22 protein-coding genes are annotated in these 21,512 nt (G+C 63.2%); 11 read left to right on the forward strand and 11 right to left on the reverse strand.

Annotation, left to right across the window (positions count from 1 at the left end):
• Window positions 1-232: 232 nt before the first annotated feature.
• The 4 genes from AUL28_RS06710 to AUL28_RS22020 form a co-directional block, all read right to left on the reverse strand.
• On the reverse strand, window positions 233-3,400 hold the full coding sequence (locus AUL28_RS06710; protein WP_374701410.1) for an efflux RND transporter permease subunit: 3,168 nt from the start codon (window positions 3,398-3,400) through the stop codon (window positions 233-235).
• Window positions 3,397-4,641: an efflux RND transporter periplasmic adaptor subunit gene (locus tag AUL28_RS06715; protein ID WP_062231146.1), complete on the reverse strand. Its 1,245-nt coding sequence runs from the start codon at window positions 4,639-4,641 to the stop codon at window positions 3,397-3,399. Before AUL28_RS06715 ends, AUL28_RS06710 begins: the two co-directional genes overlap by 4 nt.
• Window positions 4,642-4,839: 198 nt before the next feature.
• The gene (locus AUL28_RS06720) at window positions 4,840-6,360 is read right to left on the reverse strand and encodes a PRC-barrel domain-containing protein (RefSeq protein ID WP_062231148.1); all 1,521 of its coding nucleotides are present in this window, start codon (window positions 6,358-6,360) and stop codon (window positions 4,840-4,842) included.
• A gap of 130 nt (window positions 6,361-6,490) precedes the next feature.
• Entirely contained in the window at window positions 6,491-6,655 is a 165-nt protein-coding gene (locus tag AUL28_RS22020; RefSeq protein WP_082640304.1) for a DUF1328 domain-containing protein, read from the reverse strand.
• Between the two features lie 174 nt (window positions 6,656-6,829).
• On the opposite strand from AUL28_RS22020, the gene AUL28_RS06730 reads away from it, so the two are divergent.
• Window positions 6,830-7,741, forward strand: a complete 912-nt coding sequence (locus tag AUL28_RS06730) for a diacylglycerol/lipid kinase family protein (protein ID WP_062231151.1) — start codon at window positions 6,830-6,832, stop codon at window positions 7,739-7,741.
• A 44-nt stretch (window positions 7,742-7,785) separates the two neighbouring features.
• Here the strand turns inward: AUL28_RS06730 and AUL28_RS06735 are convergent, their stop codons facing one another.
• The 6 genes from AUL28_RS06735 to AUL28_RS06760 form a co-directional block, all read right to left on the reverse strand.
• Window positions 7,786-8,214, reverse strand: coding sequence for a hypothetical protein (locus AUL28_RS06735; protein ID WP_244493431.1), 429 nt, complete (start codon window positions 8,212-8,214; stop codon window positions 7,786-7,788).
• Between the two features lie 91 nt (window positions 8,215-8,305).
• Window positions 8,306-8,572, reverse strand: a complete 267-nt coding sequence (locus AUL28_RS06740) for a hypothetical protein (protein ID WP_058602586.1) — start codon at window positions 8,570-8,572, stop codon at window positions 8,306-8,308.
• Window positions 8,573-8,684: 112 nt separating this feature from the next.
• Complete coding sequence (locus AUL28_RS06745) at window positions 8,685-9,125, reverse strand: hypothetical protein (RefSeq protein ID WP_058602587.1); 441 nt, start codon at window positions 9,123-9,125, stop codon at window positions 8,685-8,687.
• On the reverse strand, window positions 9,122-9,463 hold the full coding sequence (locus AUL28_RS06750) for a DUF883 family protein (RefSeq protein ID WP_058602588.1): 342 nt from the start codon (window positions 9,461-9,463) through the stop codon (window positions 9,122-9,124). The genes AUL28_RS06745 and AUL28_RS06750 overlap by 4 nt, the downstream gene beginning before the upstream one ends.
• 145 nt (window positions 9,464-9,608) lie before the next feature.
• Window positions 9,609-10,160 (reverse strand): sigma-70 family RNA polymerase sigma factor, encoded by a 552-nt coding sequence (locus tag AUL28_RS06755; RefSeq protein WP_058636925.1) that lies wholly within the window; start codon window positions 10,158-10,160, stop codon window positions 9,609-9,611.
• Window positions 10,161-10,166: 6 nt separating this feature from the next.
• On the reverse strand, window positions 10,167-10,385 hold the full coding sequence (locus tag AUL28_RS06760; RefSeq protein WP_058636924.1) for a NepR family anti-sigma factor: 219 nt from the start codon (window positions 10,383-10,385) through the stop codon (window positions 10,167-10,169).
• Window positions 10,386-10,677: 292 nt separating this feature from the next.
• Here AUL28_RS06760 and AUL28_RS06765 point away from each other — a divergent pair, with 292 nt between their 5' ends.
• From AUL28_RS06765 to AUL28_RS06780, 4 genes are all read left to right on the forward strand, one after another.
• Window positions 10,678-11,469: a response regulator gene (locus AUL28_RS06765; protein WP_058636923.1), complete on the forward strand. Its 792-nt coding sequence runs from the start codon at window positions 10,678-10,680 to the stop codon at window positions 11,467-11,469.
• A gap of 378 nt (window positions 11,470-11,847) precedes the next feature.
• Window positions 11,848-12,816, forward strand: a complete 969-nt coding sequence (locus AUL28_RS06770) for a sensor histidine kinase (RefSeq protein ID WP_062231152.1) — start codon at window positions 11,848-11,850, stop codon at window positions 12,814-12,816.
• Between the two features lie 119 nt (window positions 12,817-12,935).
• The gene (locus tag AUL28_RS06775) at window positions 12,936-13,226 is read left to right on the forward strand and encodes a hypothetical protein (protein ID WP_062231155.1); all 291 of its coding nucleotides are present in this window, start codon (window positions 12,936-12,938) and stop codon (window positions 13,224-13,226) included.
• Window positions 13,227-13,298: 72 nt separating this feature from the next.
• Entirely contained in the window at window positions 13,299-13,580 is a 282-nt protein-coding gene (locus AUL28_RS06780; RefSeq protein WP_058601805.1) for a glycine zipper domain-containing protein, read from the forward strand.
• Between the two features lie 373 nt (window positions 13,581-13,953).
• Here the strand turns inward: AUL28_RS06780 and AUL28_RS06785 are convergent, their stop codons facing one another.
• On the reverse strand, window positions 13,954-14,736 hold the full coding sequence (locus tag AUL28_RS06785; protein WP_062231157.1) for a HugZ family pyridoxamine 5'-phosphate oxidase: 783 nt from the start codon (window positions 14,734-14,736) through the stop codon (window positions 13,954-13,956).
• A 115-nt stretch (window positions 14,737-14,851) separates the two neighbouring features.
• Here AUL28_RS06785 and AUL28_RS06790 point away from each other — a divergent pair, with 115 nt between their 5' ends.
• The 6 genes from AUL28_RS06790 to AUL28_RS06815 all read left to right on the forward strand — a co-directional run bounded on the left by AUL28_RS06790 (window position 14,852) and on the right by AUL28_RS06815 (window position 21,505).
• Window positions 14,852-16,045 (forward strand): Mrp/NBP35 family ATP-binding protein, encoded by a 1,194-nt coding sequence (locus AUL28_RS06790; RefSeq protein ID WP_062231159.1) that lies wholly within the window; start codon window positions 14,852-14,854, stop codon window positions 16,043-16,045.
• Window positions 16,046-16,143: 98 nt separating this feature from the next.
• Window positions 16,144-17,739, forward strand: coding sequence for an ABC transporter substrate-binding protein (locus tag AUL28_RS06795; protein WP_062231191.1), 1,596 nt, complete (start codon window positions 16,144-16,146; stop codon window positions 17,737-17,739).
• 133 nt (window positions 17,740-17,872) lie between these two features.
• Window positions 17,873-18,880, forward strand: coding sequence for an ABC transporter permease subunit (locus AUL28_RS06800; protein WP_062219351.1), 1,008 nt, complete (start codon window positions 17,873-17,875; stop codon window positions 18,878-18,880).
• Between the two features lie 60 nt (window positions 18,881-18,940).
• Complete coding sequence (locus AUL28_RS06805) at window positions 18,941-19,834, forward strand: ABC transporter permease subunit (protein WP_062219386.1); 894 nt, start codon at window positions 18,941-18,943, stop codon at window positions 19,832-19,834.
• 4 nt (window positions 19,835-19,838) lie between these two features.
• Window positions 19,839-20,678: an ABC transporter ATP-binding protein gene (locus AUL28_RS06810; RefSeq protein WP_082640305.1), complete on the forward strand. Its 840-nt coding sequence runs from the start codon at window positions 19,839-19,841 to the stop codon at window positions 20,676-20,678.
• The gene (locus AUL28_RS06815; protein ID WP_062219349.1) at window positions 20,675-21,505 is read left to right on the forward strand and encodes a dipeptide ABC transporter ATP-binding protein; all 831 of its coding nucleotides are present in this window, start codon (window positions 20,675-20,677) and stop codon (window positions 21,503-21,505) included. The genes AUL28_RS06810 and AUL28_RS06815 overlap by 4 nt, the downstream gene beginning before the upstream one ends.
• Window positions 21,506-21,512 lie beyond the last annotated feature (7 nt).

Consider the following 21,512-nt stretch of genomic DNA (forward strand, 5'->3'; position numbering starts at 1 on the left):
GAGGCGGGCAGTGTCACGACGGACTCCTTCGGATCGGGTCCGTCAATGCCACGCGCCACAGCACAAGCCGACAGACCCCAAAAGCGCTCGGTGGAGCGCGGGGCTGTCGGGGATCGCGTGGGACATACGCGACCAGAGCTTTGCCAGGAGGGAAAGGGCTTGGGCCTACCCAGACCAAGCCTGCCATTTCGACGCGGTGATGGAAGCCGAGCCCTGGGCCTGCGTCGATAGCTCAGCCATGCGCGCCCTCACGGGCCGAGCCCAGCCGCTCGGCCGCCAGAACATCGCGGCGGATGTCGGCAGCGCGCTCGCCGGCGGGCTTGGAAAAGCGCGCGAGCAGGAGATAGGCGACGGGCGTCAGGAATAGGGTCGCCAGCGTCGCAAGGCCGAGCCCGCCGACGATGACATAGCCGAGCGTCACGCGCGCTTCGGCCCCGGCCCCGGTCGAGAAGATCAGCGGCACGCCGCCGACGATCGTCGCGATCATCGTCATCAGCACCGGGCGCAGGCGGATGATGGACGCTTGCTCCACGGCCTCGCGCACGGACAAACCGTCCTCGCGCAGCTGATTGGCGAATTCCACGATCAGAATGCCGTTCTTCGCCATGATGCCGACCAGCAGCACCAAGCCGATCTGCGAGTAGAGGTTCAGGCTTTCGCCGAAAAAGCCCATGGAATAGATCGCGCAGGCGACGCCGAAGGGCACGGTGGCGATGATGATGAGGGCCGAGACGAAGCTTTCGAACTGCGCCGCCAGCACCAGAAACACCACGATGATGGCGAAGCCGAAGACGAGCGCGAGGCCGCTCGAGGTTTCCTGAAGCGTCGCCGCTTCCGCCAGTGGCACGAGGCGCATGGAGTCGCCGATCTTGCCGGCCGCGAAGCTCTGGAGATCCGCCCAACCTTCGCCGATCGAATAGCCCGGCCGAAGGTCGGCCGACAGCGCGACGGAACGCGACTGGTTCTCGCGCGCCAGTGAGGGTGCGATGGCCTCCTCCGTCACGCTTGCGATGGATGACATGGAGATGAAACGCCCGTCCGTCGTCTTCACGAAGATATTGGAGAGGTCGCTCGGGTCGTTGATCGGGTGCGAGGTCGAGACGATGTGGATCGGCACCGAGCGATCCTCGACATAGGTCGTGCCGATCTCGCGGCCATCGAGAAGCGACTGTATGGCGGCCGACAGGCCGTTGATGTCGATGCCGAGATCGGAAGCCTTCTGCCGGTCGATCGAAACCGAAAGCTGCGGCTGCGTCGTGTCGAAGGCGAGCTGCACGCGGCCCCAGCGCCCGTCTTCGTTCATCGCCGCTTCCAGCGCCTCGGCCGTATCCGACAGCGCCTGATAGCTCGGGCCGGCCAGCGCGAACTGAAGTCCGCGCCCGCCGCCGCGAATGCCGAGCGAGTTCGGCTGGATGGCGCGGGCCTGCACGCCCGGAATGTCGCGGAAGGCGCGGTTGAGTTCTGTGGCGATCTCCTGCTGCGTGCGCACGCGCGCCCCCCAGTCCGTCAGCGTCATCACCATGAAGGCGCCATTGCCGGTGCCCGTGCCAATGCGGGCATAGACGCTGGTCGCCTCGCCGCTTTCGACATAGGGCAGGACGATCTCTTCCACCTGTCGCATCTGCTCGTTCGTATAGTCGAGGCTGGCGCTCTGAGGCGCGGAAATGCTCATGAGCACAGTGCCCCGATCCTCCGCCGGCGTGAGCTGCTGCGGCAGGCCCGCGAAGACACCCAGCGCGCCAACGGCAAAGACGATGGACGCGGCGAGAACGGGGAGGGGATAGCGCAGGCAGAGGCGCAAGAGCGCGGCGTAAATGGCCGCGAAGCGGTTGCCCACCCCGCTGAGACCGCGCTTGAGCGGCCCCGCCTTCCGCTCTTGGTCGGGCAGCATCGCGGCCGCCAGCATGGGGCAGAGGGTCAGCGCAATGAAAGCCGACAGCGTCACCGAAATGGCGAGAACGAAGCCGAACTCACGAAACAAACCGCCCGCCACGCCCGGCAGAAAGGAAATGGGGATGAAGACGGCGGCGAGCGTCGCCGTGGTGGAGACCACCGCGAAAAAGACCTCGCGCGTGCCGATCACGGCAGCGGCCTTCACGCTCATGCCCCGGTCGCGCTGGCGGATGATGTTTTCCAGAACGATGATCGCATCGTCCACCACCATGCCGGTCGCCAGAACCAGCGCCAAAAGCGTGATGATGTTGACGGAAAAGCCGACGAGATAGATGCCCGCGACGACGCCGATCAGCGCGATCGGGATGGTCAGCGTCGGGATCAGCGTCGCGCGCGCGTTCATCAGGAAGGCGTAGATGACGGCGACGACGATCACGATGGCGAGGATCAGCGTCAGCTCCACCTCGTGCAGCGAACCGTTGATGAAGGTCGCCTCGTCGGAGGTGACGACGATGCGTGTGCCCTCGGCCAAGCTCGCGTTCAGCTCCGCCACGGCGGCGCGCACGCCCTCCGAAATGGCGATGGTAGAGGAGCCCGCCTGCCTAACGACATCGAGGCCAATGCCGGTCTGGCCGTTGACGCGCAGAAGCGAGGCTGCCTCGTCCGGGCCGAAGCGAATATTCGCGACGTCGCGAAGCCGCGTGTTGTCGTTGAGGAGGACCGCGCCGAAATCCTCGGGCGTCACGAGGCTGGCGCTCGCGCGCACGACGAGGTTCTGCGTCGGCGATTCCAGCGAGCCCGCCGGCTGGTCGAAAGACGCGTTGGTCAGCGCCGTCGAAACATCGGCCAGAGTCAGGCCGCGCGTCGCCAGTTCATCCGGGCGGATGTCGATATAGACGAGCTTTTCGCGGTCACCCGAGAGTTCGACATTGGCGACCCCTTCCACCGCTGCCACACGATCGGCGATCCGGTCGTTCACCAGGGTCGTCAAATCCTCGATCTTCATTGTCGAGGAAAGGATCGCCAAGCGCATGATGGCGTCGGCGTCGGCATCCGCCTTGACGATGCGCGCTTCGTCCGCATCCTCGGGCAGCGAGTTGGCGATGCCGGCCACGGCGTCCCGCACGTCGCTCGCCGCGACGTTGAGATCGGTCGTATCGGTGAATTCGATCGTCACCCGGCTTTGCCCGAAACGGGACGAGGAGGAGATCGAGGCGATGCCGGGCACACGGGCGACTGCGCTTTCGATCTCGTCCGTCAGCTGACGATCCACCACTTCGGGAGACGCGCCCTCGAAACGGGTCGTCACCGTGATGACCGGCCGATCGACATTGGGCAACTCGCGGATTTCCACCGCGTTGAAAGCCGCCAGCCCCGCCACGATCAAAAGGAGATTGATGACGATCGTGAACACAGGGCGGCGAATGAAGAGCGAGGTAAGGGCGGTCAGCCCGTCCATGCGCCCCTCGCCGGGGGGCGGCGCGCCAGGCTCGGCTCCGCCGCTCATCGGGTCAGTTCCGCGCGGCGGCCGTTGGCCGGGTCGGCGGCGGCCGAGGGAATGGGGGCCGGCGCGTCTGTCGCATCGGCGGGTACGGGTGCTTGAACCGGCTCGCGTACCCGCACGGGCAACCCGTCGCGGAGCTGTTGCAAGCCTTCGCGCACCACGGAGTCACCAACCTTCAACATGTCGGAGGCGACCAGAACCCGGTCCACATTGCGCTCGATAATGCGCACGGGCTTCTTCAACGCCTTGTCGCTCGCAACTGTCCAGACATAAGGGCCAGCGCGCTCCCACTGGATGGAGAGCGGATCGACGGAGACGTAGTTCTGGCCGGGAAATTCCATCGACACGCTGAAGGACATGCCGGGTCGCAGAAGGTCCTCGCCATTGTCCACGACGGCCTCGGCGCGCAGCGTGCGGCTCGCCTCATTGATGCGGCTGTCGAGCGCCGAAAGACGGCCTTCGAAACTGCGGCCCGTGCGCGTCGTCGGTTCGACCGCCACCGGCTGACCCAAGGCGAGTTGCGAAGCATAGGCTTCCGGCACGTTGAAGAGGATTTTCAGCTTGGTGCGGTCGTCCACCACGGCAATCTGGGTCGTGCTATCCACGAGATCGCCGATGTCGAGATCGAGGAGCCCGACGCGGCCAGAGATGGGAGCGACCACGTCCCGCTTGCGCAGCGCGATCTCGGCAGTCTGAAGGTCTAAAGCGGCGGCATCGCGCGCTCGGGCGACGTCATCCAGCTGAACGGAGGTGACGGCGGAGCCCGCCGCCAACGACTGGTAGCGTTTGAGCTGTTCTTCGGCAGCGGCCAGGGCGAGCTTGGCGCGGTCTACGGCGACCCGCTCGGCGTCGTTCTGAAGCACCGCCAGAGTCGTTCCCTCGCGGACTTCGTCGCCCGAGCCAAAGCCAATGCCGGCGACGATGCCGCCGGCATCCGGGCGAATAGCGACGGAACGGATAGCCTCGCCTGTTCCGAGCGCACGCACGCGATCCCGCGCCACCGCCGGACTGGCGGGATCGACCACGACGAGTTGGGCCGCCGAACCGCCTTGCGGTGCGCGCGTCGCGCCGGCCTTCTCGGTTTCCTCAGGGGAGATACGGGCGATCAGCGCTTTCGCCTGCTCTGGCAGCGGCATGCCGCTGGACAGGATCAAACGGCCGGGAATCGGCGACAACATCATCCACACACCGAGCGCGGCGACGAGGACAACAAGGGTAACGACGATCTGCCGGAGAAAAGCCATGGGTGCCTTATGGGTGGGATCGGCGGTTGCATCCGCTTTTGCGATGCAAACTAGGCGATGGCGCGAAGGACCACTCTTTAAATTATGGTAAGTCTGGCTTAACGAGACCTGAACACGGCGATCAAACGGAGAAAGGCCCGCATACACGCGGGCCTTTCGGTCTTTGTGCTAGCCTCTCACGAGACGAACACGGTTTGGTTACTGAGCCTGCGTGGTGGCCGGAATGTCGCTCGGGTTGCTCACGCGCATGTTGTCGCGATTCTGCGCATAGGTGTCCCGGTTATATTCCGGGGCGTTGCGCAGCTGGTCCTGCGTAAACTGCGTGGTCAGCGTAATCTTGCCGCCGGAGTCGCGCATGAAGTTCAGATTGTCCATAGCGACGGCGACCGGCTTGGCGCCGATGCCGAGGAAGCCGCCGACGTCCACGATCACCGCATCGACCTGACCCTGCGGCGTCAGAGCGATGTCACCGATCGAGCCGATCGTCTGATTGTCCGGGCCGTAGACACTCGTGCCCATCAGGTTGTCAGCCGACAGCTCTGCTCCCGTCACCGGCGTACCGGTGTTCATCGCCCGCGTGCCGCCGGTGGAAGCGGTCGAGGTTGCGTCCGTCGTGTCGGTCGCCATGCCGGTCGAGGCCGTTCCGGCCGCCATGCCAGCCGTACCTGCGGCCGTTCCGGCGGCCATGCCGGTCGTGCCGGTGGCGGTCGTGTTGGTGTTCGCGGCCATCTGGTCCGCCTTGTCATCCTCGAAAGACGGGGCGTTCTTCAGCTGATCGCGGCTCGCCGCGAGCATCGCATGAGGCTGGCCGTTCTCGCCACGTGTCATCGAAACGTTGTCGAATGGAACGCCGACATCCTTCTCGCCGATGCCGAGGAAGCCGCCGACGCCGATCACGATGCCCTCGACCCGACCATTGGACGAAACGATGAGATTGTTGATGTCGCCGATGCGATCGGAGCTGGTGTTGGCGCCGCTATAGACGCTGTCGCCCACGAGGTTGGATGCCAGGAACTCTTCCGATCCGACGCTGGCGAGATAGCCGCCCTCAGCCGACGTGGCCGCTGCGGTGGTCGTGGCAGGCTGCGTGGTGCTTGCGGCCATGTCGCTCTGCGGCGCCATGCCGCCCGCCGCCATATTGCCCGATGCCGTCGCGCCCGGTGCCATGGCAGTCGTGCCCGCGGTGCCGGTGCCCGTACCCATCGCCGCAGCGGTCTCGCTCGGCGTGGTGAAGGTCGGCGCGCCCATCAGCTGGTCGCGCGAGGCGGTCAGCACGGCGCGGGGCTCGTTGTTCTGACCCATCGTCCAGTTGATCTGGTTGAAGGGCACGGCGATCGTCTTGGACTGGTCGCCCAGATAGGAGCCGGTGTCGATGACGACGGCCTTCACCGTGCCGTCAGCGGCCACGATCAGGTTTTCGATCTCGCCGGCTTCCTGAGCATTGGCGTCGGCGGAAGCATAGACGTCCATGTCCATCAGATCGTCGGAGAGATACTGGTTCTCGCCAAGGCTCTGGATATAGGCGATGTCGGCCACGGCTGCGGTCTCACCAGCAGCGGGAGCGGCGGCCGTAGAGTTCTGGCCCTGCATGGCACCCGAGGTCATCCCCTGGTTGCTCATGGCCGGTTCGGTGGTCGTGGTCGGAGCGGCCGACTGGGCGAAGGCGCCCGTGGCAAGAACGCTGGCGATAGCGGTTGTCGCGAGGAGCTTGCGAACCATTCGTGTTCTCCCTGGAATTCCCGATTGGGAAGCTCGAGTGGCGCCTCTTGCGCCACCTTTCGAATTGTTTAACCGCCGGAGCAAAACTCGGTTCCGACCGAATTCGAAAACGCCTTCGTGATCGTGAACCTCAAGCGAAGGCGATCACACCGAAGAAAAGCAGAAGCAAAAAGCCCACGAGCACGATCAGAATCAGGATCTTGGCGATGCCGGCGGACGCGCCAGCCACGCCGCGAAACCCGAGAAGGCTGGCAATTGCAGCGACGACGAGAAGAATGACAATCCATTCAAGCATGCGGAACGCCTTCACTGAGATGGGCTGCGCCGATCGCGGCCGTGTGTCGCAGAACGGTTCGCGCAACAGCGAGTTCCGGCTCGCCTCGATCTTGGATGGCGTGCTCTCGCGCTTTTTTGACCGCGCTCCATATGCTGCCGGGATCATCATTCAAAACCGGAGCTTGTCGACCCTATGAAGGTTCACGCCATCCTGAATCGCGGGGGAGGGACGCTGCGAACAATGGACCTCGACGTCCTGTCCGCGTTGATCGTCGATGAGTTCAAGCTGCACGGGCATGAGATCGACATCGATATTCTGACCGGAGACGAACTGATCGATCGTATCCGCGCCAACGCCCGGCGCAACGACCTTGACGTTCTCATGGTGGGCGGCGGAGACGGCACGGTATCGGCCGCTGCCGCAGCCGTCGCGGGAACGCCCGTGTCACTCGGCGTTCTGCCGGCCGGCACGATGAACCTGTTCGCCCGGTCGCTGGATATTCCCATGGAACTCGAACAGGCCGTTCGCGCGCTCGCGAACGGGCGGATCGTCGAGGTCGACATTGCGGCCGTGAATGGCGAACACTTCATCCACCAGTTCGCCGTCGGTCTCCATGCCCGCATGGTGCGCACGCGCGACAAGCTCGACTACGGCTCGAAGGTCGGAAAGATGTGGGCGAGCGTCAAGGCAATCGTCTCCGCTACGCAGAGCCTGCCACTGGTGGACCTGGAAATCGTCATAGACGGCAAGCGGGAGTCGATCCGAACGCCGGCCGTCGCCATCTCGAACAACATCTACGGGGAAGGGCATCTGCCCTTCGCGGACGACCCACGGGCCGGCAAGCTCGGCGTCTATCTCATGCGCTCCACCGATCGGGTGGCCATGCTGAAGATGACGATGGACATGATGCGGGGAGCCTGGAAGGCCAACAAGGATTTGACCGTGACGGAAGCGGATTCCATCCGCATCGTCTATGGCGGCCGCAAAACCGTGAAGCGCGCCGTGATGGATGGCGAGTTGAAAGATTTGGCGCGCGTGTCCGACGTGACGATGCACCGCCGGGGGCTAAAAGTCCTCGTGCCTGAGGATAGCAAGCTGCCATAACTTGAAGCGGCAGGGCCTCACTGCCCTGCCGCTTGATGCCTCTCTCAGCGAAGCTCGGTCGAAAAATCATCCGGCGCGCGCGCATCGCTGCGGCTCTCGGGGTCCATGCCGACGGATTCCGGTTCGCCATAGGCGTGACCGCCATCGGCCAACATGGCAATGGCGTCACGGATCTGCATTTCCAGCGGCTCGAATTCACTGCCGCGATCGATGTCTGACCGCGTGTCGATTTCCCCAGCTAGGGCCGCGAGATGAGCCTGCTTTTCCTCCAATGTCATGGCAGGATTGTTCAAGATATCGTCGATGTCGTCCTGCGTCACGGGTTGGGAGATGCCCGGCCGATCATCGTCGGCCCCGACCTCTGTGTTGAAACCCGTAACGCTGCGGTCGAAACGCCTGATGTCACTCATGGTCATACTCCCGTTGTCCTCGGAGAACGTCTGAAAGGCAGGGAGAGTTGCCTGCGGCGGCACGCGAGCTTGAGTTGGAAATGAAAAAAGCCCGGCACGGTGCCGGGCTCGATGTCGTGTATCTCTGCCTGTGCAGCGGTGGCCGGTCAGCTTACTACTGGCTGGAGCCGCTCGGCGTTGCCACGCTGTTATTGGCCTGCGAAGGCGAAACCGTGGAACTGGTCGTCTCGGTCGATGTCGCGGGCGCCGCGCTCACGTCCGAATTCTGAACGCCGTTGATGTTCTGATCCGGCAGTACGCTGCCATAGATGCCGAGGCCCGCGAAAACGACCAGAGCCAGCGCTAGACCGCCGAGCAGCACATAAAGAACCGGGCGTCCGGTTCGCCCCTGCCGCGCCTTGTTGGTATTCAGTTCGGCCATGTTCTTCTCCCATGGATTTGATTCCTGATGAAGGAATTCGCGGATGGGAAGAACGATCCGTCATCTCTGATGAAAAAGAGCGAAGCGCTTTCGCGCCCCGCCCTCAAACCGATCAATACCGATCGCGATAGCCCCGAAGGGCCATGAAAAGCCCCCAGATGGAAGCCAAGCCGATCGGCACGAGAAGCACCGATTTGCGACGGCGCACCAAGCCGAAGATCGTCGGCAAGTTCGAGATGGCCGCCACGCTGGCGATCGAAGCCACGTCCCGCTGGACACGATCGCGCGCCCGCTGCTGCGGGACGCGTCGGGCCATCAGAAGCACGACATACATGATCGCGATGCCGATCAAGCAGACGACACCGAAGCCGATGGATGTCTGAACATGACCGAAGCGGAACGCGAGCCAAGTAAACAAGGCGTTCAGCAAAAAACCGATCGCCCCGAGCGCCAGAATGGCCATCACGATATAGATGGTCATCGCCGTTCGAAGGCGCGCCAGGTAGATCGACGCCTCGCCGGTGAAGAGTTTGGCGATAAGCGGCCCGATCATCTAAAGAGGCGAGCGTAGACGTAGCCCACGGCAGCCGCGATCAGAACGCTCTTGATCGGCTCGGCACGCACGCGCTCGGTGATCTGTTCTTCGAACTCGCCAGCCGTTTCCTGCGCTTGGCGCAGATAACGCTCGCCGCGATCGCGAACCTCGTCGCGAATGGCGAAGGCCTGCGAGCGCGCATCGTCGGCGCGGCCGTTGGCGATGGTCTTCAGCGTCTCGACAACCTGCGCGACGTCTTCGCGAAGCTGGGCTACCTGCGACTCCAGATCGCCCTCCGCCTTGCGCGCTTCCGCGTTGCCGGACTGAGAAAAATCGGAAGGCGTACTATCGGACATGATGCATTCCTCTTGTGGACGAAAAACCAACAAAACTCGCTGAGCCGTTGCAGCGCTTGGGCCGTGCTGGAAATCCACTTCGCGCCCAAACGGTTCCTTGGCCGGGTACGAAAAACGGATCGCGGCGGCCCGAAAATTCAGTCGTTCAGGCCGCCGGCGCGATGCCGATGATCTGCGACGAGATGGAGTCCGGCCCGAACTCGCCATCGCCCTCGATGCCGAGAAGATCGGCCATGCGAGTGCGAGCGCGAGACACGCGGCTTTTGATCGTTCCCACCGCGCATTTGCAGATTTCGGCCGCTTCCTCGTAGGAAAATCCGGACGCGCCGATCAGGATCAGGGCTTCACGCTGATCGTCCGGAAGCTGGTCCAGCGCCTTACGGAAATCCTGAAGGTCGAGATGGCCTTGCTGCTCAGGGTGGCCTGCCAATTGCATCGCGTGGATACCATCCACATCCTGCACTTCGCGGCCCTTCTTGCGCATCTGCGTGTAGAACTCGTTGCGCAGGATCGTGAACAGCCACGCCTTGAGGTTCGTGCCCGGCTGAAACGTATGCTGCTTGTCCCACGCCTTGACGAGCGTTTCCTGGACGAGATCGTCGGCACGGTCGAACGAACCGGCCAGAGACGCGGCGAACGCGCGCAAGTTGGGGATGATAGCAATCAGTTCACGGCGAAAGTCCGGTTCCTGGCCCATATCGGATCAACCCTGCTTGGGTGTCTTGGATGCGGATTCCGCGGCGTCGAGCGCATCCAGAAGGGAGAGAAAGCGATCGGGAACAGGCTCGCTGGCAACATCGTCGTAATAAGCCTTCAGCCGCTTCGCGATGGCCGAACTCGAACCCAGATCGGCCGAACCGCCGGGCGCGGGCGCGTCGTCCGATCGAAGCTCGGCATCCTCTCTGTTGTCGCGATCTTCCATTCGTCTTCGTGCCCTTGTCATGCTGGTCGGCGTCGTCGCTAGCCGCATCGTCATGGAAGCTACATGTGGGAGCGTTCCAACTTCTCAAGCCCGAACCTTATGGCCCGGTCTCAAATATTCCCGAGGCGCACTGGCGTTTCGTGAACCATGAACTAACTAGCGGTAGGCTTGCATCGAAGCGGTTCGTCAGGACTCGGCTTCCAATGCGGCGCTCAAGTCCTCGCTTGCGCGAGATTGAACCTGTTCCACTCCGGCCTTTCGCCGGCCTTTAGTGAGTCACGAGGGGAATTCCATGTCGATGTCCTCGCGCATAGCGCCGCACATTCCTTATCTTCGGCGGTACGCTCGCGCGCTCAGCGGTTCGCAGACGTCTGGCGATGCCTATGTGGCCGCCGTTCTGGAGGCGTTGATCGCCGAACCCAGCCTGTTCGACACGCAGGAAAGCCCCCGCATTTCTCTCTACAAGCTCTTCTCCTCGCTCTGGCAGTCGCTGGAAGTGAACGTTCGGGAGGATGCGCCCGTTTCGGCCTGGGAAGAGAAGGCCTCCCGCAATCTCCGTGGCATCTCGCCCTTGCCGCGTCAGGCTTTCCTTCTGGTGGCTGTCGAAGGCTTCACAACGGAAGAGGCCGCCACGATTCTCGGCGTCGGCGATGGCGATTTCTCAGAGCTGATCGATCAGGCAAGTTCCGATATCGGGCGTCAGGTCTCGACCAACATCATGATCATCGAGGACGAGCCTCTGATAGCGATGGATATCGAGCAGATGGTCGAGAGCCTCGGCCATGGCGTGACCGGCATCGCCCGCACGCACAAGGAAGCCATCGCTCTGTTCGAACAGCAGAAGCCGGGAATGGTTTTGGCCGACATCCAGCTGGCCGACGGCTCCTCGGGCATCGATGCGGTCAACGAAATCCTGTCGAAGGTCTCGGTGCCGGTGATCTTCATCACAGCCTTCCCCGAGCGGCTGCTGACGGGCGAGCGGCCTGAGCCGACCTTCCTCGTCACCAAGCCGTTCAACCCCGATATGGTCAAGGCCCTGATCAGTCAGGCCCTGTTCTTCGAAACGGAACGCGAGGCAGCTTAATCCGCTTTGAGCGATTCGAATGGTTGGCCGGTCGCGCTGCCTCAACGGCGTGGCCTAGCCGCCATTGCGCGCTGAGAACCCGAAGAGCATTCAACTCGTAGTGTGAATCATGGGCTCTTGTGACATGCGAGCGCAGCCGATGCGAACGGTGGGCGAGCTTTCTGATGATGCTTGCTCAACCTTTCCATCCGAGCAGGGAACCGAACAGACGGCGGACAGGTTCTTCCGCCAATGGTTTGGCAAGGTAGAGCGATCCAGGGAATGTGGTCTGCGCGGCGGAAGCAGAGGGCGCCGGGCACATGAGGACTCCGGCAAAGAACATATCCTAGACTCAGCGCGGGCGTGGACGCCCTTGCCCTCGGACAAGAGCAACGCGACATGGTAGCCTACAAGGCGCTGAGAGCTTTGGCGAACACGGATATGACCCTGTTCGCTCAGGATCGAGAACTTCGCTATCTCTGGCTTTTCAACGCGGAAGGCTCCTGGCTCTCGTCAGCCCATAATGGCGACACCGATTACGATTTCATGCCGGGCGCCGCGGCCGAGAAGTCCGTCTCGATCAAGCAGGACATTCTGCGCACCCAGAAGCCCGCGCGGTTCGAACTGCCGATCCTGAGCGGCGAGTCGATGCGCTGGTTCGACATTCGTGTCGATGTGGACCGGGACGATTCGGGCGAAATCATCGGTATCATCGGAACGTCCCTGGAAATCACCGAGCAGAAGCGCCGGGAAGACACGCTGAAAACCTTGCTGCGTGAAGTCTCTCATCGCTCCAAGAATTTATTGGCGATCATTCAGAGCCTCGCCAGCCAGACGGCGCGTCATTCGCTGACGGTGCCGGAATTTCTGATTCGTTTTCGCGGCCGCATCCAGTCGCTGTCCTCCTCTCAGGACATCGTGACCGATACGGATTGGCGAGGGGCGGACCTGTTCGGCTTGATCACGCTTCAGGTAGAGCGCTACGCGCCCGATGGGATGGACCAGATCCAGTTCGACGGGGTCGATGTGTATCTGTCCCCCACGGCCGCCCTGCATGTGGGTCTCGCGCTGCATGAACTTGCCGTCAATGCGGCCTCCTACGGAAGCCTTTCGGTCCCCGGTGGCCGAGTTGCGATCCGTTCCCGCCTCGACATCAGAAATGGGTTGACGCAGCTTTTGCTGGAATGGGAGGAATCGAAAGGTCCTCGGGTTAGGGTCGATCACGATCCGCGCTTCGGGACCTCGACCTTGGAGAGGATCGTACCCAACTCCGTTGGCGGCGATGCGGAGCTCGACTATCGGCCGGATGGTTTGCAATACAGATTGCGTATACCCTCCAACCAGTTCGAGATCATCGCCGGCTCCTGACCTCTTAGGTATGTTCCGGTTTCGTCGGTCGCTGGAGACGCGAGGGTGATGAAGGTCCGCCTGAAAACGCAGGAACCCCGGACCTGCCCGAATCGTTAAAATGGCGAAAGGATTTCGCCATGGAACAGATCGCTGCCATCCTGCTCATCGTGGGCTGCAACGCCGAGATGTCGAGCTGCAGGGAGGTTCCGCTGCCGGAGCCGATTCAGGCTAGTCTGTCCGAATGCGAAATGGCCCGCCCGCTGGCCATGCGAATGGCGGGAACGGGCGAGCCCAAGGTTTTCTCCACCTGCGTGCCCGTCTCGTCTGGCCAGAACCCGCGTTCTGTCTCAATCGCATGGGCTCTGACGCGCGGCGGTGATCTGGCGGTGGAACTGGGTGAGCCCAAAAATCTCGTCGCGGCTCGCTGAACCCCGCCCTAGTCGAATGTTGGCTGGGTGCTATAACGCAAATAGGGACACCTGAATGGAGAAGGCTTTCCGATGAAGTCCATGATTCTCGCCGCCGTTGCGGCAAGCACCCTTGCCTTGAGCGGTTGCCAGTCGGTCGATCGCAATGTGGCGATCCCGGCGGGTATCGGTGCCCTCGGTGGTGCGGCGATCGGTGCGGGTATCACCGGCAATGCGCGCGGCGCGCTGATCGGTGCGGCCGTCGGCGGCGCGGGCGGCGCTCTTGTCGGCGCCGCCACCAACCGCCCCGGCCAGTGCGTGTACCGCGACGGTCGCGGCCAGCGTTACTACGCCGACTGCCCGGCCGGCTACTGAAAGCCCGACTGATCTGAAGACGAGGCCGCCGTTTCTTACGGCGGCCTTATTTCGTTGGGGGTGACGAATGCGAATGCCGACCCGAAACCGTCAAATCGAGGCTTTACGTCGCGTTTCCTTGTTAGCCCTTGGGTTGGGGGCGGCCATGACCGTGGCGGGATGCAGATCCGATATCCTGCCCGCTGTGTTCGGATTAGGGGAGGGCGGAATATCGGCCTATGCACCGGGTACGCTGCCGACCATCACGGCGCATGCAGGCGACAAGCTGATCGGACAATCGGCGAGCGAGACCGGGCGCTGTATCTATCAAAACGATGTCGGAAATCGGTTTCGCGCGGACTGCCCGCCGGGATACAAGCCCTGACAGTCAAGGTTATGCTTTTCCTTGCTTTGTCTGTGCCTCCTGCGCCAATCGAACGAAGGCATGGCGATACCCTTCCGGTTTGACGACCCCCTGCGCAAAGTCGATCCGCACCAGATCGCCTGTGTCCGAGAGCGCTTCGAATCCGAGCGGATCGAGTGTCGCGATCCGCCAGTTCGTTTGATCCGTCGTTCGCTGAGATGCGATGATCCGCGACAGGCTGTCGGCGTGATCCTCGTTCATATGGCGGATGACAGCGCCCTCCCGAGCTTCCATCTCGGGCGACGGATCGCGACAGAGATCCGCGCGGTCCAGCTGATGGGCGCGAGCGAAGCCGGCATTCAACAGCCCGTCTACGATCGTCAGACTGTAGAAGGCGAAATCCGCGAAATCGGCATAGAGCGCCGCTTCAGGCAGCCGCGCCAGATAGCGTGCGCGTGCCCTTGCTTCGTCGGCGCCCGGAACCAGCCGGACGACATGGCCTCGCAGCGTCAAGCGTGGCTGCCGCAGCCCATCGCCGGGTGCGGTGTGGCCGACGAGAAGGGAGGCTCGCGGATGGCTGGCGAGCGCGCGGCTGTGTTCCGACAGGTCCGAAAGAAGAAGCACCACATCTCCCGAGGGTAACGTCGAGAGAGCGACGCGCGTGGCGAGCGGCTGTCCGTCGGGCATAGTCACTGTGGCCAGCGCGGCATGGCGGCTCTCGCCCAGAAGACGACGCGCCAACGCCCGGGCCGCGTCATCCGGTTTCAGATAGGGCGCGCGTTCGGACAATGTCGGCTCCGGGTCTTCGCTCATTTTCGCCTCCGTGCGGGAGCCGGCCTCCCCATTTCTCGCCAGATGAACTATCTCACCAACATGGGAAGCGCGACCGTCCGTTCCGGCCGCTGCGCCTGCTGATGACGGAGCCTGTATGTCCGACGCCCTCAAAACCCGAATCCTCGATGTCCTGCGTTCCCTTCCCGCTCCGGACGGGGGGGCGGATGTCGTGTCGCGGGACATGGTGTCGGATATCTTCGTCGCGGATCGAAAGGCGTTCTTTTCGCTGAGCGTCGCGGCGAGCGATGCGGAACGGTTCGAAGGCTTTCGCCAGGAGGCCGAGCGGCGCGTTGCGGAGGTCGAGGGTATCGACACCGCGATGGTCGCGCTGACCGCCGAGCGAAAGGGCGGTGGTATGGCCGCGCGCCCGGCTCCGGCGCGCCCGCCTCAGCCTGCCGCGTCGCATCCCCATCATCATCCCCGCCCTCGCCAGGGTGGGGCAGCCATGCCGGCGCCCCCTGCCGCTCCTCGCCCTGTGCGCCCCGATATTCCAGGCATTCGCCGCATCGTGGCGGTCGCGAGCGGCAAGGGCGGTGTCGGTAAGTCCACGACAGCTGTCAATCTGGCGCTGGCCTTCTTGGCGCTCGGCATGAAGGTCGGTCTGCTGGACGCCGATATCTACGGGCCGTCCGTGCCCCGTCTCCTGCATTTGTCCGGCAAGCCCGAAACACGCAACGGCCGCACCATGGTGCCTCTGGAGGCCTACGGGCTGAAGGCCATGTCGATGGGTTTTCTCGTGGAAGAGGAAACGCCGATGATCTGGCGCGGGCCGATGGTCATGTCGGCGCTGACGCAGATGCTGCGCGAAGTCGAGTGGGGCGATCTCGATATGCTGGTGGTGGACATGCCGCCCGGCACGGGCGACGCCCAGCTCACCATGGCGCAGTCCGTGCCGCTGGCCGGCGCGGTGATCGTGTCCACGCCGCAGGATCTGGCGCTGATAGACGCGCGGAAGGGTCTCGCGATGTTTCGGAAAGTCGAGGTACCCGTTCTCGGAATCGTTGAGAATATGAGTTATTTCGTCGCGCCGGATACGGGGAAGCGATACGATATTTTCGGCCATGGCGGTGCGAGAGCCGAAGCCGAGCGGTTGGGCGTGCCGTTTTTGGGTGAAGTGCCTTTGGAAATGGTGATTCGCGAAAGCTCGGATGCCGGTCGTCCCGTGGTCGCCGGCGACCCGACCGGCCCCCATGCACAGGTCTATCGCGACATCGCGGCGCGGGTTCTGGCCTCGATCGAGGGCGTTTCGGGCACCACTTTGAAGGCACCCACGATCGTTTTTGAGTGAATGGTCAGACTATAGACTTGCGCGAAGCTGGATTTGTGGTCTCCATGCGGGCTCCCGGTGGCAATGGCGCCGCCTCGACGTTCATGGAGAACGCATTGATGACATTGGCGAAGAAGCTGTTGGCCGCAACGGCGATCGTTCTGGCTCTCGGATCGGCCGCCTCGGCCAAGACCTTCGTCTTCTGTTCGGAAGGCTCGCCGGAAGGATTCGACCCCGGCCTCTATACCGGCGGCCAGACGTTCGACGCTTCTGCCCATCCGGTCTACAACCGTTTGGCCGAGTTTAAGAAGGGTACGACCGAGACCGAGCCGGGCCTTGCGGAAAGCTGGACCGTCTCCGAGGATGGACTCCAGTATACGTTCAAGTTGCGCCCGGGCGTGAAATTCCATTCGAGCGACACGTTTACGCCGACACGTGACATGAATGCGGACGATGTCGTTTTCTCGTTCGATCGGCAGGGCAATCCGAAGAATCCCTGGCACCAGTATGTCCCCGGCGCCGCTTGGGAATACTACGCTTCGATGTCGATGCCCGACATCGTGAAGTCGATCGAGAAGGTCGATGATCTCACGGTCCGCTTCACGCTGAACAAGCCCTATGCGCCGTTCATCGCGAATGTCGCCATGCCGTTCGCTTCGATCGTGTCGAAGGAATATGCCGACAAGCTGGCCGCCGCCGGCAATCAGGCTCAGTTCAACCAGCAGCCGATCGGGACGGGTCCGTTCCGTTTCGTTGCCTACCAGCCGGACGCCGTCGTTCGTTTCCAGGCCTTTGCCGACTATTGGGGCGGCAAGCAGCCCATCGACGATCTCGTCTTCGCCATCACCAAGGATGCCTCGGTCCGGCAGCAGCGCCTCTTGGCGAACGAATGCCAACTGATGGCCTATCCGAATCCGGCCGACGTGCCCACGCTCCAGTCGAATCCCGATCTAAAAGTGTCGGAGCAGGAAGGCCTGAATATCGGCTTTCTGGCCTACAACACGCAGCAGGCTCCTTTCGACAAGCCGGAAGTGCGTCGTGCCCTGAACATGGCGATCGACAAGGACGCCATCATTCAGGCCGTTTATCAGGGCGCTGGTCAGAAGGCCAAGGCTCCGATCCCGCCGACGATGTGGAGCTACAATAACGCCCTGAAGGACGACGTCTACGATCCGGAGGCGGCAAAGAAGGCGCTGGAAGCCGCAGGCGTCAAAGATCTCTCGATGAAGATCTGGGCCATGCCGGTGTCTCGCCCTTACAACCCGAACGCTTCCCGCATGGCCGAGCTGATCCAGTCGGATTTTGCCAAGGTTGGCGTCAAGGCCGAGATCGTCACCTACGAGTGGGGCGAGTATCTCGAGCGCTCCAAGGCCAAGGATCGTGATGGCGCCGTGCTTCTCGGGTGGACGGGCGACAATGGCGACCCGGACAACTTCCTGGCGGTGCTGCTGGGCTGTGACGCCGTGGGCGGCGCCAATCGCGCGCAGTTCTGCAATCAGGACTTCGAGAAGCTGATCCAGGAAGCCAAGACCGTCTCCAAGCAGGAAGACCGTGCCAAGCTTTACGAGCAGGCGCAGGTCGTCTTCAAGGAGCAGGCGCCTTGGGCCACAATCGCCAACTCGGTGGTCTATGTGCCGATGCGCTCGAACGTGGTCGGCTTCGTTCAGAGCCCGCTCGGCGACTACACGTTCGACGGCGTCGATCTGAAGGACTAAGCACGACCCGACGTGCGGAACCCATGGGGGCGGCGCGCAGCCGCCCCTTTTCCTTTTGGTCAAAAATCTGCTTTATGCAGCCAATTCAAACCGATGCGGTGACGCGCGCCCGCTGAACCGTGTAGAGCGCCCCATGTTTCGCTTTCTTCTGGCTCGTCTCGGCATTCTCGTGCCGACCTTTCTGGGCGTCGCTCTCGTCGCCTTTTCCTTTATCCGGCTTCTGCCCGGCGACCCTGTCACATTGATGGCGGGTGAGCGGGGCGTCAGCCCGGAACGCCACGCGCAGCTGACGGCTGCACTCGGCTACGATCAGCCTCTGCCGATCCAGTTCATGCACTATATCACGCAGCTGTTTCATGGCGATTTCGGCACATCCATCGTGACGCGCCGACCGGTTTTGACCGAGTTTCTGACGCTCTTTCCGGCCACGGTGGAATTGTCGCTCGTCGCGATCTTCCTGGCGGTGCTGATCGGCGTTCCGGCTGGTGTGTTTGCCGCCGTCAAACGCGGCTCCTGGCTCGATCAGACGATCATGGGCACGGCGCTGGTCGGCTATTCCATGCCGATCTTCTGGTGGGGCCTTCTCCTCATCATCTTCTTTTCCGGCACGCTCGGCTGGACGCCCGTTTCGGGCCGCATCTCGCTGATGTATTTCTTCCCGCAGGTGACGGGCTTCATGCTGGTGGACAGTCTCCTGTCCGGCCAGAAGGGTGCTTTCAGTTCAGCGCTCAGCCATCTCATCCTGCCGAGCATCGTGCTCGCCACCATTCCGCTCGCCGTGATTGCGCGTCAGACGCGGTCGGCCATGCTGGAAGTTCTCAGCGAAGATTATGTGCGCACCGCTCGCGCCAAGGGTCTGAAGCCCAATCGCGTCATCGGCATTCATGCCCTGCGCAATGCGCTGATTCCGGTGATCACGACGATCGGCCTGCAGATCGGCGTCATGATGGCAGGCGCGATCCTGACCGAATCGATCTTCTCCTGGCCCGGCATCGGAAAATGGATGGTCGATAGCGTGTTCCGTCGCGACTATCCGGTGGTGCAGGGAGGCCTCCTCCTGATCGCGCTCGTGGTGATGGTCGTCAATCTCGTGGTCGATCTTCTCTACGGCCTCATCAACCCCCGCGTCCGCGCGCGATAAGGAGAGGCTCTGATGTCCCATATCGAAGCTCAGGAAGCGGAAGCCGGCATCGGCTCCAACATGCCAGATCGCATTCCGCCGGCCAGCGGCCGGGGGCAGATGCTGCGCGAATTCTGGTACTATTTCTCGGTCAATCGCGGCGCGGTGGCAGGCCTCGTCGTCTTCACCGTGATCGTGCTCCTTGCCATCCTCGCGCCGGTTCTCGCGCCGCATGACCCGACAGCGCAGAACCGCGCGGCGCTGCTCGTGCCGCCCGTCTGGCAGCAGGGCGGGCAGGCGGCCTACCTGCTGGGCACCGACGCGGTCGGCCGTGACGTCCTGTCCCGTCTTCTGTTCGGCGCGCAATATTCGCTCTTCATCGGCGTCGTGGTCGTGGTTCTCGCCGTCTCGACGGGCGTCGTGGTCGGCCTCGTCGCCGGCTACTTCCGCGGCTGGGTGGACACGGTCATCATGCGCGTGATGGACGTGATCCTGGCCTTTCCCTCGCTGCTTCTCGCCCTCGTGCTGGTCGCCATTCTCGGCCCCGGCCTCACCAATGCGATGATCGCCATCGCGCTGGTGCTGCAGCCGCATTTCGTGCGTCTGACACGAGCTTCGGTCATGGCCGAGAAGGAGCGGGAATATGTGGTGGCGGCGCGGGTCGTGGGCGCAGGGCCGATGCGCCTCATGTTCAAGACGATCCTGCCGAACTGCCTCGGCCCTCTCATTGTGCAGGCGACGCTCTCCTTCTCCAGTGCCATTCTGGACGCGGCGGCGCTCGGCTTTCTCGGTCTCGGCGCGCAGCCTCCAACGCCTGAATGGGGCACGATGCTGGCCGAAGCGCGCGAGTTCGTGCTGCGCGCCTGGTGGGTCGTGACCCTGCCGGGGCTTGCCATCCTGATCACGGTTCTGGCGATCAATCTCGTGGGCGATGGTCTGCGCGATGCGCTCGACCCGAAGATGCGCCGGAGCTGATTCCATGTCGCTTCTCGAAATCCGCAATCTCACCGTCAGCTTCGACACCGCCTCCGGCCCCTTCAAGGCCGTGGACGGGATCGACCTTCATGTCGACAAGGGCGAGGTGCTCGCCATTGTCGGCGAGTCGGGCTCGGGCAAGTCGGTCGGCATGTTGGCGACCATGGGCCTTCTGCCCAAGACCGCGACCGTCACGGCCGATCGAATGCTCTTCGATGGGCGCGACATGCGCGCCATCTCGGGCCGCGAACGTCGCCAGCTCATCGGGCGCGACATCTCGATGATCTTTCAGGAGCCGATGGCGAGCCTGAACCCGTGCTTCACGGTCGGCTTCCAGCTCACCGAGACCCTGCGCTTCCACCTCGGCCTCGGCCGGGCGGAGCGCAAGCGGCGGGCGATCGAGCTTCTGGAGGCGGTCGGCATTCCCGACCCCGCCTCGCGCCTTTCGGTATTCCCGCATCAGATGTCGGGCGGGCAGTGCCAACGCGTGATGATCGCCATGGCGATTGCCTGCAATCCGAAGCTCCTGATCGCGGACGAGCCGACCACCGCGCTCGACGTGACCATTCAGAAGCAGATCCTGGACCTTCTGGTCGGTCTTCAGCGAGAGCACGCGATGGGACTCATCATGATCACCCACGACATGGGCGTCGTTGCCGAAACAGCGCACCGCGTCGTGGTGCAGTACAAGGGCCGCAAGATGGAAGAGGCGGACGTCTTATCGCTGTTCGAGGCGCCCAAGCACCCCTATACGCGCGCGCTTCTTTCGGCCCTGCCGGAGAATGCGACGGGCGATCGTCTGCCGACCGTCGCCGATGCCATGGCGCTGGAGGGAATGCGATGAGCGCGGTTCTTGAAGCGCGCGGCCTCAAGCGCGACTATCACGTCGCGCGCGGCCTTTTCGCCCCGGCCAAGACGGTACAGGCCGTCAAGGGCGTCAGCTTTCAGGTGGAGCGCGGCAAGACGCTGGCGATCGTTGGCGAATCGGGCTGCGGCAAGTCCACGTTGGCGCGCATCCTCACGCTGATCGACGCGCCGACGGCGGGCGAGCTCTTCATCGACGGCCAGAAGATGGACGTGACGAAGGGCGTGACGGCCGACATGCGCCGCAAGGTGCAGATCGTCTTCCAGAATCCCTATGGCTCGCTCAATCCGCGCCAGAAGATCGGCGACGTGCTGACCGAGCCCCTGGCTCTCAACACCCCGCTTTCGGCGGCCGAGCGGCGCGAGAAAGCCATGGCGATGCTGGTCAAGGTCGGCCTCGGCCCCGAGCACTTCAATCGCTATCCGCACATGTTCTCCGGCGGCCAGCGCCAGCGCGTTGCCATCGCGCGGGCGCTGATGCTGAACCCGAGCCTTCTCGTTCTGGACGAGCCGGTCTCGGCGCTCGACCTGTCGGTGCAGGCGCAGATCCTGAACCTTCTGGCCGATCTGCAGGACGAGCTGGGTCTTACCTACGTCTTCATCAGCCACGATCTCTCGGTCGTGCGCTACATCGCCGACAAGGTGATGGTGATGTATTACGGCGAGGTGGTGGAATACGGCTCGCGTGACGAGGTCTTCGCCGCGCCGAGCCACGATTACACGCGCAAGCTCTTCGCCTCGACGCCGCGCGCCGATGTCGAAAGCATTCGCGCCCGCATGGCCGCACGCAACGCCTCGGCCGCGTGAGCATAGG

Source organism: Aureimonas sp. N4 (genome assembly GCF_001463925.1).
GTDB lineage: Bacteria > Pseudomonadota > Alphaproteobacteria > Rhizobiales > Rhizobiaceae > Aureimonas > Aureimonas ureilytica_A.

Bases quoted from the DNA above. Each gene is read 5' to 3' on its own strand.
- AUL28_RS06710 (WP_374701410.1), bottom strand. From the start codon at position 3,400: ATGAGCGGCGGAGCCGAGCCTGGCGCGCCGCCCCCCGGCGAGGGGCGC.
- AUL28_RS06715 (WP_062231146.1), bottom strand. From the start codon at position 4,641: ATGGCTTTTCTCCGGCAGATCGTCGTTACCCTTGTTGTCCTCGTCGCC.
- AUL28_RS06720 (WP_062231148.1), bottom strand. From the start codon at position 6,360: ATGGTTCGCAAGCTCCTCGCGACAACCGCTATCGCCAGCGTTCTTGCC.
- AUL28_RS22020 (WP_082640304.1), bottom strand. From the start codon at position 6,655: ATGCTTGAATGGATTGTCATTCTTCTCGTCGTCGCTGCAATTGCCAGC.
- AUL28_RS06730 (WP_062231151.1), top strand. From the start codon at position 6,830: ATGAAGGTTCACGCCATCCTGAATCGCGGGGGAGGGACGCTGCGAACA.
- AUL28_RS06740 (WP_058602586.1), bottom strand. From the start codon at position 8,572: ATGGCCGAACTGAATACCAACAAGGCGCGGCAGGGGCGAACCGGACGC.
- AUL28_RS06745 (WP_058602587.1), bottom strand. From the start codon at position 9,125: ATGATCGGGCCGCTTATCGCCAAACTCTTCACCGGCGAGGCGTCGATC.
- AUL28_RS06750 (WP_058602588.1), bottom strand. From the start codon at position 9,463: ATGTCCGATAGTACGCCTTCCGATTTTTCTCAGTCCGGCAACGCGGAA.
- AUL28_RS06755 (WP_058636925.1), bottom strand. From the start codon at position 10,160: ATGGGCCAGGAACCGGACTTTCGCCGTGAACTGATTGCTATCATCCCC.
- AUL28_RS06760 (WP_058636924.1), bottom strand. From the start codon at position 10,385: ATGGAAGATCGCGACAACAGAGAGGATGCCGAGCTTCGATCGGACGAC.
- AUL28_RS06765 (WP_058636923.1), top strand. From the start codon at position 10,678: ATGTCGATGTCCTCGCGCATAGCGCCGCACATTCCTTATCTTCGGCGG.
- AUL28_RS06770 (WP_062231152.1), top strand. From the start codon at position 11,848: ATGGTAGCCTACAAGGCGCTGAGAGCTTTGGCGAACACGGATATGACC.
- AUL28_RS06775 (WP_062231155.1), top strand. From the start codon at position 12,936: ATGGAACAGATCGCTGCCATCCTGCTCATCGTGGGCTGCAACGCCGAG.
- AUL28_RS06780 (WP_058601805.1), top strand. From the start codon at position 13,299: ATGAAGTCCATGATTCTCGCCGCCGTTGCGGCAAGCACCCTTGCCTTG.
- AUL28_RS06785 (WP_062231157.1), bottom strand. From the start codon at position 14,736: ATGAGCGAAGACCCGGAGCCGACATTGTCCGAACGCGCGCCCTATCTG.
- AUL28_RS06790 (WP_062231159.1), top strand. From the start codon at position 14,852: ATGTCCGACGCCCTCAAAACCCGAATCCTCGATGTCCTGCGTTCCCTT.
- AUL28_RS06795 (WP_062231191.1), top strand. From the start codon at position 16,144: ATGACATTGGCGAAGAAGCTGTTGGCCGCAACGGCGATCGTTCTGGCT.
- AUL28_RS06800 (WP_062219351.1), top strand. From the start codon at position 17,873: ATGTTTCGCTTTCTTCTGGCTCGTCTCGGCATTCTCGTGCCGACCTTT.
- AUL28_RS06805 (WP_062219386.1), top strand. From the start codon at position 18,941: ATGCCAGATCGCATTCCGCCGGCCAGCGGCCGGGGGCAGATGCTGCGC.
- AUL28_RS06810 (WP_082640305.1), top strand. From the start codon at position 19,839: ATGTCGCTTCTCGAAATCCGCAATCTCACCGTCAGCTTCGACACCGCC.
- AUL28_RS06815 (WP_062219349.1), top strand. From the start codon at position 20,675: ATGAGCGCGGTTCTTGAAGCGCGCGGCCTCAAGCGCGACTATCACGTC.